This window comes from Flavobacterium undicola (assembly GCF_009909155.2).
Taxonomy (GTDB): Bacteria; Bacteroidota; Bacteroidia; order Flavobacteriales; family Flavobacteriaceae; genus Flavobacterium; species Flavobacterium undicola.
Window position 1 is genome coordinate 33,970 of the sequence record NZ_JAAAPM020000009.1, and the last position, 17,171, is coordinate 51,140.

The window sequence follows — 17,171 nt, forward strand, 5'->3', positions numbered from 1 at the left end:
AAAATGAAAATATATACCAAAAAAGGAGATACAGGAAAAACGGGATTATTTGGCGGAAGCCGAGTTTATAAAGATGATGTCCGTGTCAATTGCTACGGCACATTAGACGAAGTTAATTCGACCATTGGTTTGTTGCGTGCCAAGTTAGGGACAGAACACGAATGGCAACAAAACCTGCATAAAATTCAGAAAGATATGATGGATATGATGTCGCATTTGGCACGACCATCAAACTGTAAAAAGGTAAATCCAAACCCGAAACCTGAAGATGGGGCGGAATTTTGCGAAGCTTGGATAGACGAACTGGAAGCTGCCATGACTACCAAATCAGATTATTTTTTACTTCCGGGAGGCAATGAAATCTCGGCTTTATGTCATGTCGTGCGTACACAAATGCGTCGAGGCGAGCGCTTATTGGTGAGTTTGATGAAAGAAGATGAAGTCGATGACTACATTCCTGCCTACATCAACAGAATGTCTGATTTATTCTTTATTTTAGGCCGTGCCGAAATGGATAAAGCAGGTGTAGCCGAAGAAAAATGGCAATTATTTTTGTATAAAAGAAAAAAACAACCAGAGAATCAGTAGGCAGTTTTAAGTGGTCAGTGTTCAGTTTTTTAGTAATCAGTGATCGGTTTGGGGTTTATATCAAAAAAATATTTGAAAACTGATTTCCAAATATAGGAAACCTTTCAGAATTCAAAACTCTGAAAGGGTTGAAAATCTGAATACTAAAAAACTGACCACTGAACACTTTACTCTGAGTCAATCAACAATTGCTGCAATCTCTCAACCGTTTCAGGTTTTGGTTCTTTCCACATGCCACGTTGAATAGCTTCCAGCATTCGTTCGGACATGTCTTTTAATGCCCACGGATTTACTTTTTCAATAAATTCCTTGTTTTCGGGTTTAAACAAATATTCTTCTGTGATGCCTTCGTACATAAAATCGTCAATCAGATCAGTGGTTGCATCATAGGCAAAAAGATAGTCCATAGTAGCTGCCATTTCAAAGGCTCCTTTGTAACCATGCCTTTTTACTCCCTCAATCCATTTTGGATTTACCACACGGGAGCGATAAACTTTGAGCAATTCTTCTTTTAACGTTTTTACTTTCGGATTATCAGGTCGGGAATGATCTCCAAAATAAACTTTGGGCTGCGTGCCACTTACGGTTTGTACAGCATTGGTCAAACCACCCTGAAACTGATAATAATCATCAGAATCCAGAATATCGTGTTCCCTATTGTCTTGGTTATGCATCACAATTTGAATATCGGATAACCGTTGTTCAAAAACTTCATGAGCCGACTCCCCTATCCTATCGCTGCCATAGGCGTAGCCACTCCATTGCATATATACGCGTGCCAAATCTTCTTTGGTTTGCCAATTTTTCTCGTCAATTACAGCTTGAAGTCCTGCTCCATACGCTCCCGGCTTCGAACCAAAAACACGAAATAAGGCTCTTTTATGCGCCTTGTCCTCGTTAATTCCTTTGGCTTTCCAATCGCCTTTTTCTTTTAGAAAACGTTTCCTGATGGGATTATCTTCCGGATCTTCTTCCAATTGTGCCAAACGCTCTACCACCTTATTAAACAGCGAAATTACATCTGGAAAAGCATCCCTAAAGAAACCCGAAATACGCAACATCACATCAACCCGTGGACGTTTGAGCATGAGCATGGAGATAATTTCAAAATCAGTCACTCTCCGATTAGCGCCTTCCCAAACGGGTTTTACGCCCATCAAAGCAAAGGCCTGAGCAATGTCATCGCCACCTGTTCGCATAGTAGACGTTCCCCAAACCGAGAGTCCAACAGTCTCAGGGTATTCCCCGTTTTCTTGTAAATAACGTTCTATAATCAGGTTTGCACTTTTTACACCTAATGCATAAGCGGTTGGCGTGGGAATAGTACGTACATCTACCGAATAAAAATTCCTGCCTGTGGGCAACACATCCAAACGACCACGTGTAGGAGCACCAGAGCTTCCCGAGGAAACATATTTCCCGTTCAACCCTGCCATTAAATTAGTAATTTCGTCTGTGGTTTGCTGTACTTTTGGGTAAGTGTCTTTTGCAATAAAATTAAGAACGGCATCAAAATTTAGATAACCCGTTTCTTTTCTATCTAATAAAAATTGGGATAAATAGACTCTCGAAATCAATTCGAGCTGTTCGACAGCATCGCCAATCGTTCTACAATAAACCTGTTGGATTTTTTTCTCAAAAGGAGTGGAATAATCACATTGCAATGGATTAAAATCCAGTTCCAAATCAAGTGCCAATGCATGTGTAATTCCTTTTATTGCTCCCGATGGAACACGGTGCAAGGCAATGAGTAAATCAAGTAATTGATCATTTTCTGGCGCCTGTCCAAAAATATGTAAGCCGTCCCGAATTTGTGCTTCTTTCAAATCACACAAATAACCGTCTAATTTCACTAATAATTCGTCAATATCCTCTACCGAAGCCCTCAAATCAGTATCTAAATGAGCTTCCTGAACCAAAGCTTTGATTTGCTTTTTTAATAATGTGGCTCTTTTTATATCCAACGTAAAAGCCTCGTAATATTCGTCTATCAGATGCTCCAATTGTGTCAAAATACCATAATTTTCGGCACGGGTCATCGGTGGAATCAGATGATCCAAAATCACAGCCTGATTGCGACGCTTGGCTTGGGTACCTTCTCCCGGGTCGTTTACAATAAAGGGATAAAAATGCGGAATGGCCTCCATCAATAACCTCGGATAACAACTTTCTTTGCTCAACGCAACACTTTTTCCCGGTAACCATTCTAAGTTTCCATGCTTGCCTACGTGAACAACGGCATCGGCTTGAAAAACATGATTAACCCAAAAATAATAGGCCAAATAATTGAAAGTTGGCGGTAAATCCGGGGAATGATAAATTGCTTTTTCGTCTTGATTGTACCCTCGAGAAGGCTGAATACTCACGAAAACAGTTCCCAATAAAAAACCTGCAATAGCAAATTTTCCATCGCTATAAAATGGAGAATCTTCGGGCTTTCCCCATTGATTTTCCAGTTGCTCCCTCAGATTTGACGAAATGTTATTATATTGCTCATAAAACTCATTAAGCAATAATGAAACCTGAAAAGGACGAAACTGGGTAGTATCAACATCATTGGTAATATAATGAGTGACCAATTCTATCAATTCCTGGCTCGAATTGGGTATAAAATTCCCTAAATCATATCCATTCTCTTTGAGAGCCTTGATGATATTGACCATGCTTTCCGGAGTGTCAAGCCCAACGCCATTGGCCAAACGGCTGTCTTTATTAGGATAATTAGGCATTATCAAAGCAATACATTTTTCTGAATTCTTTTTGGTTTGCAATCGATGCCAGCGCACTGCAAAATCCACCACAAAATCGACTCCTTCTTGGTGTGTCTCGTATTTTAAAATATCCGAATCGGTTATGGCATCTTTGCCCAAAGCCACTTTGAAAGATACTGCGGTGGTAATAATGCGCCCGTCCAATTCGGGTAGCGCAATATTGATGGCAACATCGGTAGGAGTTAATCCGAATAAATTATCCTGCCAAATGGCTTTGGTACACGAAGCAAAAATAGCCTGAATAACAGGAATATTGAGTTTATAAAAAATAAAATCGGACTCGTTCTCCGTTAATGCTTTTATCGAAAAACTAGTCGTATTGATGATTGTACTCAATTGACGGTTGTTACCTTTGGTCAGTAAGTCATACAACTCATCGGCTGTGTTTTTGTCCCGAAGATTATTGACAAAAGCCATAATCGGGCGCGTCTTTTTCTCTTGTAATTGTTCACAGATAGCATAAACAGGTTCTAAATTATCTGCCAAATAATGCGATTGATATACCAAAACCACGGTATCGAATTCCTTATGATAAGCCTGTTCCTTGGTCAAAATTCCGTTTTCCAAATCGCATAAAAACAAATCAGGTATGCGTTGCGGGGCATTATAGGTCAATTCTTTTTTATCAAAAAAATGATTCAATATGAAACGCAATGCTTCTGTTAAATTTTGTTTTCCGCCTGCGCAAAAGTATTTCCAAACCAAGTCCGAAACCGATAAATCGACTGTTGAAAGATTCATCAACTCTACATCTGGTGCATCATAACCCGGCAAAAAAAGTACTGGAATGTTTTTTTGCCTGCACTCTAATTCAATCGATTCAACCAGATAAGGGTAATAACTAATCCCGCCCAATAGCCTGCAAATAACAAGCTTTGCTTCACCAATTACTTCTTCAACATATTTATCAATGGTTAATTCCTGCTTTAAATAGGTAAGATTGGCCATTCTTAAAGACGGCGCTTCGACTACGCACCCTTCGACTTCGCTCAGGAGTGCTCCGCTCAGCGACCGGAATTCTTCGACTTCGCTCAGTGGTACTCTGCTCAGCGACTGGAAATCGGTTTTCACATCAACTTCTTCTCTTGTTTCTCCGTTCACTGAGCCCTGTCGAAGTGAGCCTTGTCGAAATGCCGCATATGCTTTATTTAGCGAATGGATTTCGGTATCGGCAGCCGACAGAAAAATAATATCGCCTTTGGACTGCTCGATATGAAAAACGCCGTCCTCATTAGGATTCCAGCCTCCGGGAATGGTAGGTATTAAGTGCATTTGTACTATTCTAATTTTAAAAAAAATGGATAATCAACAACTGTCGATTATCCATTCAAATATACCTTCTATTTGCTTTTAATTCAATCTTTCGTTGATAATTTGTTGCAAGTTTTTATGTTCTAATTCGTCTCCAATAATGACTAAACTTGTTTTTCGGGTTTCATTATCTTTCCATTTACGGTCAAAATAACTTTCAAAACGGGTCGATACTCCTTGTAGTACCATACGCATCGCTTTTTCAGGAACATTTATAAATCCTTTTATTCGATAAATCTCGTGTTCTTCGATAATTTGTTTTAAAGTTGCAACTAATGTTTCTGGAGTATGAACCGCAGTAATTTCGACAACTACAGAATCAATATGATCGTCATGTTCGTGCTCATGACCATTGGCATGATCCTCTTCATGGTGCGAATGACGGCTTGCCAAATCGTTTTCGGCTTGAGCTCCGATTCCCAGCAAAATATCAGCGGCAATAGTACCTTTATTAGCACTTACTATTTTTACATTCGACCTGATTTTATCAGCGATAATAGCTTGTACCTCTTCAAATTGTGTTGGATCTAGTAAATCTTTTTTGGTCATTACAATCAAATCAGCGCAAGACAATTGGTCTTCAAACAATTCTTCAATTGGCGTTTCATGATCTAAGGATTCATCAGCCTGACGTTGTGCTTCAACTCTGGCACGGTCACAGATTTCACCAGTTGCCTGACCCACCGCGTCAACTACGGTAATCACTGCATCTACAGTGATTTGCGGTTTTAATTCCGGCCAGTTAAAAGCGTGCAATAACGGTTTTGGCAACGCAAGCCCCGAAGTTTCAATGATGATATGATCAATAGTATCTTTGCGTTCCATCAATTGCAACATAATAGGCAAAAACTCGTCCTGTACCGTACAACAAACACAGCCATTACTCAACTCCATGATGTCTTCTTCATTGGTACAACAGGATTTTAGCAATTCGCCATCGATGCCCATTTCGCCAAACTCGTTTACAATAACAGCCAATCGTTTACCATTGTTGTTTTCTAATAAATTACGAATAATTGTGGTTTTCCCAGATCCAAGGAAACCGGTTATAATAGTTACTGGAATTTTAGATGTCATAGCTGTTTTAAAGTATTATTTATTAATGGTTAAAAATAGTCTATCCATCAGAAAACTTCCAAATAATTTAAGCTTTATTATTTACAGATTTGTTAAATTAAGAAAACATAAATAGTAAGCTGTTACAGCTTAAGCGTTTTCGAGTTTAAAAAAACATTAAGGTAAATTTAAATTATTTGATTTTTACTATACAAACATTTTATTTATTTAAAAAAACATTTAGTTTTGCCTAAAAATAAATTTACTGTAATATAAAAATGAATACGAATTATCCTATACCCTTTCTACTGCTACTATTTTTGGCTTCTTGCTCAAAAGAAGGTGATTATATTGATGATAGAAAAGTATTTGCATCTCCTGAAATTACAACAGAAAATGTAAGCTATCAAAATTATGTTAAACCTCTTTTAACAAAAAACTGCGCCACCTGTCATGGCGTTAACGGCTCTGCTGAAGTATGGTGGTTAAACTCTCATAATTATGAAAATGCTGTTAGATATGCTAATCCAATAGCAGCCACAATTATTAATGGCACAATGCCTCCTCCTCCAAAATTTCCTTTTACCCAACGCGACCGCGATTTAATAGCTGCATGGATTGCAAAGGGAATGCCTGAAAATTAATCAATTACTTATTTTAATATCTACACAATGACATCAAAATTATTTTTCGTTGCACTGGCAGCGTTGTCTTTTACTTCTATGTTTTCACAAGACATTTTTACCACTTCAAACGCAAAAGTGAGTTTCTATTCTAAAACTCCCATGCAAGATATAGACGCAACCAGCAGCAAAGTAGCTACTGTTTTAAATAAAGCGACTAAACAAGTCTATTTTAAAATTCAAAATACCACTTTTCAGTTTAGAGAAAAATTAATGCAAGAGCATTTCAATGAAAACTATATGGAAAGTGACAAATTTCCGGTATCTGATTTTAATGGTAAAATTTTAGAAGATATTGATTTTACAAAAACAGGAAATCAGAAGGTAACCATCGTGGGAATATTAAATATACACGGAAAAAAGAAAGAATATAAAATAGCAGGAACATTATCGAATAATGAAAACGGCTTGGTTTTAACTTCCGATTTTAAAATTAAACTGGCTGATCATGGCGTGGAAGTTCCAACAGTGGTATTTGCAAAAATTGCAGAACAATTAGATATCAAAATTACAGCAAATTATAAGCCTTACAAAAAAGTATAATGAAAATGAATCAAATATTTAGAATCGCTTTGGTTGTGATGTTACCTGTTTTTAGTCTTACGGCCCAAGAAAACATGGAAAGTTATTTACCTTCTGAAACGACAACTGAAAAAGACACTATTCCGGTTTATGCCACTTTTAAATCCTCCAGAATTATCAATGCCCGATCCAATGAACTGGTTCATAAAGGAGAGCTTGAATTGATAGTTTCCCATCGATTTGGTGACGCTGGTGGTCATAATGGCGGATTTAAAACTTTCTATGGAACCGATAACGCTTCAGATATTAAAGTTGCTTTTGATTACGGACTAACAGACCGTTTAGCTATTGGAGTTTCCAGAACAAAAGGAGCAACCGCTATCCGTCAATTATTTGAATCAAATGTTAAATATAAGCTACTTGAACAAACTGAAAAAGACCGCATTCCATTGGGAATTACATTCTTTGGGAATGCTGTTATTTCCACAATGAGTTCTAATATCAATCCTAAAGTTCCCGATCATTTTGATTCGTTTTCTGATCGTTGGTCGTTTGTGGCTCAGATGATTTTGACAAGGAAATTCAGTAGTAATTTTTCATTGGCATTGCTCCCAACCTACACTCATTATAACCGTGTGGGCTATGGAGACAGTAATGATATTTTTGCTATGGGAATTGGAGCAAGAGCTAAATTAACCAAAAGAATGGCACTAATAGCCGATTACTTTTATACATTCGATAGCGAAAATCGTAAAGCTTATTTTGAAAAAAACGGACTGCCTTTTTATAACCCTTTGTCGGCTGGTCTCGAAATTGAAACTGGAGGCCATGTTTTTCAATTGACTTTTATGAACAACACTGCTCTTTTAGAAAATCAATTTATTCCTTATACCACAACTTCCTGGAGAAAAGGTCAATTCCGATGGGGATTCAGTATCTCAAGACCATTTTCATTCAAAAAGAAAAACAAGTAATACAAAGCAAAGAGGCTGTCTCAAAATAATAGAGACAGCCTCTTTCGTTTTTTTATGAATTCAGATATAATTAGAACAGGACTTTACTTATGTCATTATCAATGGTTATTACTACACATTAATATTTATTACTAAAATTAATTGAGAATTAAATTGCGCCATTTTAATCTTAGTTCTTAAACTAATTTGCCTTTACCCGCCAGATTGTTTTTGCAGCATCATCGGTTACCAATAATGAACCATCTGGGAGAACAGCAACAGCAACTGGCCGTCCGTGTACTTCATTCTTTTCGGAATTTGCTATAAAACCAGTTAAAAAATCTTCTGGTTTCCCCGAAGGATGTCCATTTTTAAACGGTACAAAAACTACCTTGTAACCTGATAATATAGCTCTGTTCCATGATCCATGCTGACCAATAAACATTCCGTTGCGGTACTTTTTAGGAAAAGATTTACCTCGGTAAAATGTCAGTCCAAGTGATGCTGTATGTGATCCAAGGGCAATATCCGGAACGATGGCTTTGCTTACCAAATCAGGTCGTTCATTTTTATGACGTGGATCTACGTTTTGTCCAAAATAAGAATAAGGCCAGCCATAAAATCCGCCATCCTTAACACTGGTTGCATAATCTGGAACAAGATCATCGCCAAGATCATCGCGTTCGTTTACAGCAGTCCATAAGGTTTTTGTTCCTGGTACCCAATCCATTCCATTAGGATTACGTAAGCCACTGGCATAAATACGCTCCCCGCTTCCATCGGGATTTATTTCAAGAATGTTGGCGCGTTTAAATTCCGATTCAATACCATGTTCTGCCACATTACTTTCTGAACCTACAGTAATGTATATCTTAGAACCTTTGGGACTAGAAATTATATTTCTCGTCCAGTGATTGTTGTATCCTCCAGAAGGAAGGTCTATAATTTTTTCATATTTTCCGTGATTGATACTGTCTTTCTCGTGATAAGGAAAACGTAAAACCTCATCGGTATTGGCTACATAAAAATAATCGTTAAGTACCAACATACCAAAAGGTTGATTAAGGTTAGTTAAATAAGAATATTTACTTTCATAAACCCCATCTTTATCCTTATCCCTAAACATCGTAATACGGTTAGCACTGCCAAAATTCTGTGATTTCGACGCAAAAAATTCATCTTTTTCATCGCTGCGTTTCGTTTTTGGTATTCTAGTGCCTGCTTCTGCCACAAACACATCGCCATTTTTTGCAACATACAGCCACCTTGGATTTTCTAAACTACTGGCAAATTTACTTACGGCGAAACCTTTTGGAGCAACAGGTGCCTGATTCCCCTTCCAGCCTATTACTTTAGAAAACACCTTACTCGATTTTGTTGCATAAGGTTCGGGTAATACTACATGATCTTTGTACTCTTGTGCCTGTACTGAAATATTGAATGTTGATATAACTGCTAGTGTACAGCCTAATGTTATGTACTTATAAAATATCATTGTTTATGTTTTAAATTAATGATTACCAATCCAGTTTTACCAAAGCTACACCTTGACGTTCTAATTTTAAAGGCAATACCGTTTTGGCTAAATTAATTTTTATTTTTTTAGTTAAGATACATTTTAGTTTTCCTGATTTTTCGAGTGTATCTATTTGTTGCTGAGTAGGATTTTGAGGCGAACCCATTTTTTTCCATACTTCATAAGAATTACTGTTTTCTTTGTCAATTAAGTAAATATTTAAAGTAACCTTCTTAACGGGAATATTTTCGATAGTTATGTTTACCGTTTCAACAGGGCCAGATTTATCATCATCATGATAATTCCACACCATAACTGCTGCAGATTTTAAATCTTTTGTTGCCAATGCACCAATATCTGACTGTGTACCTCGAACACTTGATTTTAGAACTTCGGCAATAGGATACATACGATTGCTTTTAACAGCTAAACGTTTTCCTGACATCATACCAAACATTCTGAAAACATTCAGCACCGGTTTATCAACTCCATTGGTTGCAAGATCGCGAAAGCCATAGAACCAGGGTTGGTTTTCAAACTCAAAAGACCATGAAACCGCACCCAAAAAATTTGCTTTTGTCTGATCTGCCAATATATATTTACGGGCAAAAGATGCCGCTGTATAACTGGAATACATGGTGCCATTTCGATAAGCATTCTCTGGATTGGTAGCCATACCGCAGGCTGCACAGCCTTCAGGATCTGATTCACCAATTATGATTGGGAGATTTTTTGTTTCTGGATACAACATAGTAAGCTTAAAACCAGTTTCTATATCGTTTAACTGTGGTGCCATATTCATTCGGACAGCACCATCTACTAATTTAGGACTGCCTTTAGCATGAAAAAGAATCGCATCCATAGGCGAACCTTTTTTTCCTGTAGCATAGTTGATCCCATTGATACAATGTTTAATGAAATCATTGGTCCACTCCTGAGCTCCCTTCCCTTTTGTACCAGCAATATTAATCCCTCCTATTTTTGCTGTAGGCAAGGCTTGCTTAAGCCCATCGGCTGCATAATCATACATCTTAAAGAATTCTTCTCGTGTGCCTTTCCAATAGTGTCCATTTGGTTCATTCCAAACTTCCCAATACCAGCTTTCTACTTCTTTTTTCCCATAGCGTTCCACCGAATGTTTAACCCATTCGTACACCAAATTTCTCCATTTGTCATAATCTTTTGGCGGATAAGCCCATCCAGTAATAATATCAGTATAAGGATCTCCAGGTTTCCAATAATGTCTATAGGGTGTAGGATGTGTTGATAAAGCTTCAGGCATAAAACCTATTTGCGCCAAGGGTTTCATGCCTCGGGAAACATAGGTATCAAAAATACTGTCTACTATTCTCCAGTTGTATATTGGATTCCCGTTAGTGTCTTCTGTATAAGCATTTGTAGATCCCCACTTCAAGGCCGCAACACCATCACCACTAACAAGCATACTGTGCGTGCGTACATATACAGGAACCGGACTCAAAGCTGCAATTTCGCTAAGAAGCTTTTTACCATCTTTCATATACGTATAATTGGGTTCATCATAACCAAACCATGCCCATACTGGAATCATCGGAGCTATCTCTTGTTTAAGATCTACCGTAATTTCAGGACTTTGAGCATAGAGGCCTTGGGTTAAAAATTGGAATATAAAGACAGCCAGGCAATACTTGAATAGTTTTAGCATAGTTTGGTTTGTTTTATACGGAATTACCGCAATAGTTAGTTATATTTAAAAATAATGTTTACTTTTATTCAACAATGTTGACAAATGTAATTATATATTATTAAAATTAGTATCTTTAATTCGTATTTTAATTTCAGAATATTGATTAGCTGAATAATTGCAATAATTATCTAATATTAAGCAAAAAATTAATTTAAACAATTGACTACTGTATTTTGGAAAAAGAAAATAGTACCGTTACACCAGCAAATACACTTGAGGTTGGCGCAAGAATAAAGTTATTGCGTATTAACCAAAAACGCACATTGCAAGAAGTTGCCGATAGCTGTGGATTATCTAAAAGCATGATTTCCAAAATAGAGAATGATAAAACAATTCCTTCTGTTGCCACACTGGTAAAAATTGCGGCAGCATTAGGTACTTCTGTTTCAGGTCTTTTGGAACAGGACGGATGGAATAAAGCCATTGTTACGAGTAGGAATACCGCAATGGAAAAAATGGTGAAGACCGAGAAAGGATACATGATATTTCCTTATGCCTCAGAGTATCATGACAAAAAAATGCAGCCATTTTTATTTGTAGCCCGCAAGGGAGAAGTTGTACCACACCAGCTATCACACGAAGGTGAAGAGTTTGTTTTTATAGTCGAAGGCAGTATGAAAATGCAAATAGGTGACACAGAATACATACTTAAAACTGGAGACAGCCTGTATTTTAATGCACTTCAAAAACATGGAATTATCCCCATATCAAATGAGGTTACCTATATTGATATTTTTGTTTAACAACATATAAAAGTTGAATTTTCTGCTTGCAGATAAAGATTTTTAAATGAACTATTTCTATAGGCTTTTATTGAATGTCTAATAAATTTAATTCTTCAACCAATAAAGTGGTTCTTATTGCGAAATCAAACCATAAAAAATTGGACTATTTTAGAGTTTATTAATATGCGAATTATATAAAAGAATATCTATTATTTGTAATGCTGTTCTGAACTTTTTATGTCAATTTTGTATACGAGTGGTTACTAATGGCATGAATTCCAAATAAAAAGTGATAGTACATAAATACGTAACGAAAAGCCTTAAAATAGTAGGCTGGATAATAGCTTCTATTATCTGCCTGTTTTTGCTTATAGTATTATTAATTCAGATACCCTCTGTTCAGAATGCTGTAAAAAACAAAGCGGTAAGCTATTTGGAAGGAAAAATTCATACTCCTGTTCAGATTGGACATGTAGCAATCGGCTTACCTAAAAAAATTGTATTGGAAGAGGTGTATTTCCAAAGCCAGTCAGGTGACACCTTGCTTGCCGGTAAGAAACTAGCAATTGATATCAGCCTGTTCAAATTATTGGATGATGAAGTTGAAATCAATTCTGTTAACCTGAATGGCATCACGGCAAATATTAAACGTGATAAAGATTCCATTTTCAATTTTGATTATATTATCAAAGCCTTTGCTTCCAAAAAGACCGAAAGCAATACAAAGGAAACCAAATTTTCCCTCCACGATATCATTCTTTCCCATATCCGGTTGTATTTTGATGATGCCATTACCAAAAACAATCTCAATATATCGTTGAAAGACTTTGATATGCGTATAAAAACATTTGACCTTAATCAGATGAATTTTGATGTGCCAAAAATCAGTCTTGATGGTCTGACCGTAAAATTAAAACAGGGCGAACTGGTACGTGAAATTGCCACAACAACGGTTGTAACAGCTGATTCTATAATTAAAAAACGCCCCGACCTGAAAATCAAATTAGGTATAATTGACCTTAGCAGGATAAAAGTGGATTATGACAACACTGGTACCCAGCTCAATAGCGGCATAGCATTGCAAAAACTATTTATCGATTTTGAAGAAACCAATTTGCCAAAGCAGAATATAGCCATTAAAAAATTAGAACTTGAAGGGATAAAAGGTGGCTTAACTTTAGGTAAATTCAATCAGAAGCTTAATATTCAAACTCTTCCAGAAAAAAGTATACCCAATTGGAAACTTAGCATTGCAAACACTAGTATAAAAGACGTCAATTTCCGTTTTGATGATGAAAATGCGGCACATATTATGCGCGGTATTAACTACAAGCATTTTAATGTTCGTCAGCTTCAGTTGAAGGCAAGCGAATTTAAGTACGCTGCATCAACCTACTCCGGAAAAATAAAATCATTTGCCGTAAAAGATCAAAGTGGACTGAACATTCAAATGTTGAGTACGGATATTGTATATAACGATCAAGGCTTTCAATTAAAGAAACTATATCTAAAAACGCCACATACTTTATTGCGTAATGAAATTATGTTGCACTACCCTTCTTTGACTGTATTGAAATCGACTCCTGGACTGTTGGAAATTAATGCTAAGCTGCAACAGAGTCATATTGGATTTAAAGACATTTTATTATTTACCCCTGATTTATATCAAATACCTTTTTTCAATAATCATAAAAATGCTATTGCTCCCGTAGATGGTATTATTAGTGGGCAACTTAAAGATATTCGTTTTCCTAGAATTCAAATCAGCGGTATAGGAGGTTTGCGTCTAACTGGAAGTGGCAGGATTGTTGGTTTACCTGATTCGAAAAAAGCCTGGTATAACTTGAACATTAAACATTTGCAACTGGGTGCTAAAGACATTCAGCAATCTATAGATCCGGGAATCTTGCCAAATACTATTCAGCTTCCGGAACAAATGGCTGTCAAAGGTACTTTCACTGGGACACTGAATAACTTCAAAACTAATTTAGCAGTAAATAGCAGTTTTGGAATAGCCAAAATCAATACCATTTTTGATTATCGTGTAAAAAACAAGGAGCATTACAAGGGTGTTGCTCAACTGATCGATTTTAATCTTGGTAAACTAATTAAAAACACTTCTCTTGGAAAAATCACCCTAAATGCTAAGGTTAACGGCCACGGACTGAATCCAAAAACTGCTGTAGCAACCATAAACGGAACCATGTCTAAGGGAAGTTTTAGTGGTTATACTTACCACAATCTGGCGTTGAATGGTACGATTGCGAATAGTCATTACCAAGCCAAAGTGGGTATGAAAGACCCCAATTTAAATTTTAACTTAGTTTCAAAAGGCAGCTTTGCTGATATTTACCCACAGATCAATTTAAAAATGAACGTAGATATTGCCGATCTGGAAAAACTAAACCTCCATGCCGGCCCCTTAAAAATTAGAGGGCAGCTTGATGCTGTTATCCCTACAGCCGATTTAGATTACCTTAACGGAACCGTTACAGCACATCATATTCTTATTTCGAATGACAAACAACAAATCCTTCCTGATTCGATTCAGGTAGTTGCAACTGCCACAGCTAAAAATAATTCTTTACAAGTAAAATCGCAATTCTTAAAAGCCAGTGTTGAAGGCAAATATCAGTTGAGCCAAATAACCACTGCCTTTACAAATTCAATAGCAAAATATTATGATTTACATCCCAGAGCAATAAAAAAAATTACAAAACCTCAACAATTGGTCTTTTCTGTAAACATCAATAATGACCCAATAATTGGCCAACTGTTTCCAGAAATTAAACAGCTCGACCCTATCAGTATTAATGGACGCTATAACAGTGTTAATGATAGTATTATATTGAATGCTGCTTTACCTAAAATTATTTACGATACCAATTCTATCAGTACTATTTTCTTAAATATAAACACAGTCGATGGTGGTTTAGTGTACAAAGGCGGTACTGGTCAATTGAAAAATCCTCAATTCCTAGTACCGAAGTCTCTCATCGAAGGGAATCTGAAAAACAATACGCTAAGCTATAAACTACAGCTTCCAGACATAAAAAACAAAGACCGATATGTGCTTTCTGGAACCGTTAAAGCGGCGAATGGAAAGACCGAAATTCATTTATTACCTAAAGATTTACTGTTGAATTATGAGCAATGGAATATAGCCGATAATAATCTTATTCGCTTGGGTAATAAATCCATTTATGCCCAAAACTTTGAACTCAATCATGCCCAAAGCATCATGAGGCTACAATCGCGTTCTGAGTCGCCTAACTCCCCTTTGGCAATTGATTTTACTAATTTTGATATTGCCACATTCTCACAAATGATTCAGCAGGAATCACTAGCTTTTGAAGGACTCTTGAATGGAAATGTGACATTGGAAAATCTCACTACCCAGCCTATTTTTACTTCTGACCTGACAATCGGGAATTTTACCTTCAAAAAAATTGTCATTGGCGATATCAGTTTAAAAGTAGACAATCGTATAGCCGATACTTATTCGGTTCAGGGGACATTGACGGGGCAGGAAAACCAGCTGACTCTTGATGGAAAATACAGGAATAATGAGAAAGCCTTTAATCTAAATCTTGACATACAACACCTCAATATGTTAAGCATAGAACCGTTTACTTTTGATCAGCTGACTAAAAGCAGTGGATTTGTTTCGGGAAAATTCAATATCCATGGAACAGCTGAGCAGCCTAAAGTAATTGGGAATCTGCAGTTTCATAACGGGGCTTTTACTGTAAAAACACTCAATTCGGCCTTTGAATTACTTAATGACAGTGTCGCTTTTACCGAAGAAGGCCTAGTCTTTGAAAAATTCAGTATGTCTGATGCCGAAAAAAACAACCTGAACATCAGAGGAAAAATAGATACACCTAATTACCGTGATTTTGCTTTCAACCTTAGGGTGAATTCAGATAATTTCAGAGTAACCAATTCCACTGCAAAAGATAACGACCTCTATTATGGAAAATTATTTGTGGATAGCCGTTTGCGTATAAAAGGAGACATGAATAAACCAGTAGTTGATGGCAGTATCAAAGTAAATGAAAATACACAATTTACAGTTGTCCTTCCACAGTCTGACCCTTCTATAGCTGAAAGAGAAGGTATCGTCGAATTTATTGATCAGGATGCCCCATTGATTGACGAGCGATTTAAAGTAGCGATGGACACCCTCAATAAATCAAAATTCAAAGGCATGAATGTTTCGGTAGCCATTGAAGTTGATAAAAAAGCGGAACTAAGCATGATTATTGACAAAGGGAATGGTGATTATTTAAAAGTAAAAGGCGAAGCCCAGCTTATTGGCGGTATTGATGAATCGGGAAAAACCACCCTAACAGGACGTTATGAATTAAAGGAAGGAACTTATGAAATGACTTTTAATTTTCTGAAAAGAAAATTTGAAATACAAGACGGCAGTTATATACTCTGGACAGGAGAACCTACTACTGCCGATATTAATATTACGGCAGTCTATAAAACCTTGACCTCTCCCCTTGATTTGGTTGCGAATCAATTAGGGGATGTTTCTCCAACAGTTAGGAACACCTACAAACAACGTATTCCGTTCGAAACGATATTAAAAATGAAAGGTGAATTGTTGAAACCGGAAATTTCATTTGATATCACACTACCCGAAGGCAATTACAATGTGTCCTCTGAAATAGTTACCAATACTAGAACCAAACTGGTACAATTGCGTCAACAACCTAATGAGTTAAACAAACAGGTTTTTGCCCTCTTGCTTTTGAACCGTTTCATAGGCGAAAATCCTTTTGCCAGTGAAGCAGGTACCGGAAGTGAATCACTTGCCCGTCAAAGTGTGAGCAAAATCCTTTCGCAACAATTAAATAATCTGGCGGCCGATTTAATAAAAGGAGTTCAACTTGATTTGGATTTGGAATCTTCAGATGATTATACTACCGGAAACCGTGAAAACCGCACCGATTTAAATGTCGGTTTATCAAAACAATTATTGAATGACCGCTTGAAGGTAACAATAGGTAGTAGTTTTGGTATCGAAGGACCAGAACAAATCAATCGCGATGCCACAAACATTGCCGGTGATGTTTCACTGAATTACCAATTATCTAAAGATGGTCGCTATATGCTAAGAGCCTACCGCAAAAACGAATATCAGGTGGCATTGCAAGGGCAGGTAATTGAAACGGGCTTAGCTTTTACCATTACGATGGATTATAATAAATTCAGCGAACTCTTTCATCGTTCTGAAGAAGACAAAGAAATCCGTAGGGACATGAAAAAAAGAAAAGAGGAAGAGAAACAAAAAGCCAAATAACAGCAG

General features: G+C 36.9%; 10 protein-coding genes. 6 read left to right on the forward strand and 4 right to left on the reverse strand.

The genetic code is table 11. The annotated features are described in order from the left end of the window. Positions 1–3 precede the first annotated feature (3 nt). Positions 4–588, forward strand: coding sequence for a cob(I)yrinic acid a,c-diamide adenosyltransferase (locus GTZ96_RS07040; RefSeq protein ID WP_161642295.1), 585 nt, complete (start codon positions 4–6; stop codon positions 586–588). Between the two features lie 167 nt (positions 589–755). On the opposite strand, the gene cobN is transcribed toward GTZ96_RS07040, so the two are convergent. Both cobN and cobW read right to left on the reverse strand, forming a co-directional pair. Beyond that, positions 756–4,631 carry a cobaltochelatase subunit CobN gene (gene cobN, locus GTZ96_RS07045; protein ID WP_235972883.1) on the reverse strand — a complete coding sequence of 1,292 codons (3,876 nt, stop codon included), beginning with the start codon at positions 4,629–4,631 and terminating at the stop codon, positions 756–758. Positions 4,632–4,709: 78 nt separating this feature from the next. After that, entirely contained in the window at positions 4,710–5,747 is a 1,038-nt protein-coding gene (cobW, locus tag GTZ96_RS07050) for a cobalamin biosynthesis protein CobW (RefSeq protein ID WP_161642298.1), read from the reverse strand. Between the two features lie 257 nt (positions 5,748–6,004). Between cobW and GTZ96_RS07055 the strand changes: the two genes are divergently transcribed. Genes GTZ96_RS07055 through GTZ96_RS07065 form a run of 3 tightly spaced genes read left to right on the forward strand, consistent with a single transcriptional unit; the run spans position 6,005 to position 7,905 of the window. After that, the gene (locus GTZ96_RS07055) at positions 6,005–6,370 is read left to right on the forward strand and encodes a cytochrome c (protein WP_161642300.1); all 366 of its coding nucleotides are present in this window, start codon (positions 6,005–6,007) and stop codon (positions 6,368–6,370) included. Between the two features lie 27 nt (positions 6,371–6,397). Then, the gene (locus tag GTZ96_RS07060; protein ID WP_161642302.1) at positions 6,398–6,952 is read left to right on the forward strand and encodes a YceI family protein; all 555 of its coding nucleotides are present in this window, start codon (positions 6,398–6,400) and stop codon (positions 6,950–6,952) included. A 5-nt stretch (positions 6,953–6,957) separates the two neighbouring features. Then, positions 6,958–7,905 carry a DUF5777 family beta-barrel protein gene (locus tag GTZ96_RS07065; protein WP_161642451.1) on the forward strand — a complete coding sequence of 316 codons (948 nt, stop codon included), beginning with the start codon at positions 6,958–6,960 and terminating at the stop codon, positions 7,903–7,905. A 181-nt stretch (positions 7,906–8,086) separates the two neighbouring features. On the opposite strand, the gene GTZ96_RS07070 is transcribed toward GTZ96_RS07065, so the two are convergent. Continuing rightward, entirely contained in the window at positions 8,087–9,379 is a 1,293-nt protein-coding gene (locus GTZ96_RS07070) for a PQQ-dependent sugar dehydrogenase (RefSeq protein ID WP_161642304.1), read from the reverse strand. A gap of 22 nt (positions 9,380–9,401) precedes the next feature. Beyond that, on the reverse strand, positions 9,402–11,084 hold the full coding sequence (locus GTZ96_RS07075; protein ID WP_161642307.1) for a GH39 family glycosyl hydrolase: 1,683 nt from the start codon (positions 11,082–11,084) through the stop codon (positions 9,402–9,404). Positions 11,085–11,299: 215 nt separating this feature from the next. Between GTZ96_RS07075 and GTZ96_RS07080 the strand changes: the two genes are divergently transcribed. Together GTZ96_RS07080 and GTZ96_RS18415 are read left to right on the forward strand one after the other, a co-directional pair. Then, positions 11,300–11,869, forward strand: coding sequence for a helix-turn-helix domain-containing protein (locus GTZ96_RS07080; protein ID WP_161642309.1), 570 nt, complete (start codon positions 11,300–11,302; stop codon positions 11,867–11,869). Between the two features lie 271 nt (positions 11,870–12,140). Then, on the forward strand, positions 12,141–17,165 hold the full coding sequence (locus GTZ96_RS18415; RefSeq protein WP_317168886.1) for a translocation/assembly module TamB domain-containing protein: 5,025 nt from the start codon (positions 12,141–12,143) through the stop codon (positions 17,163–17,165). Positions 17,166–17,171: the final 6 nt, after the last annotated feature.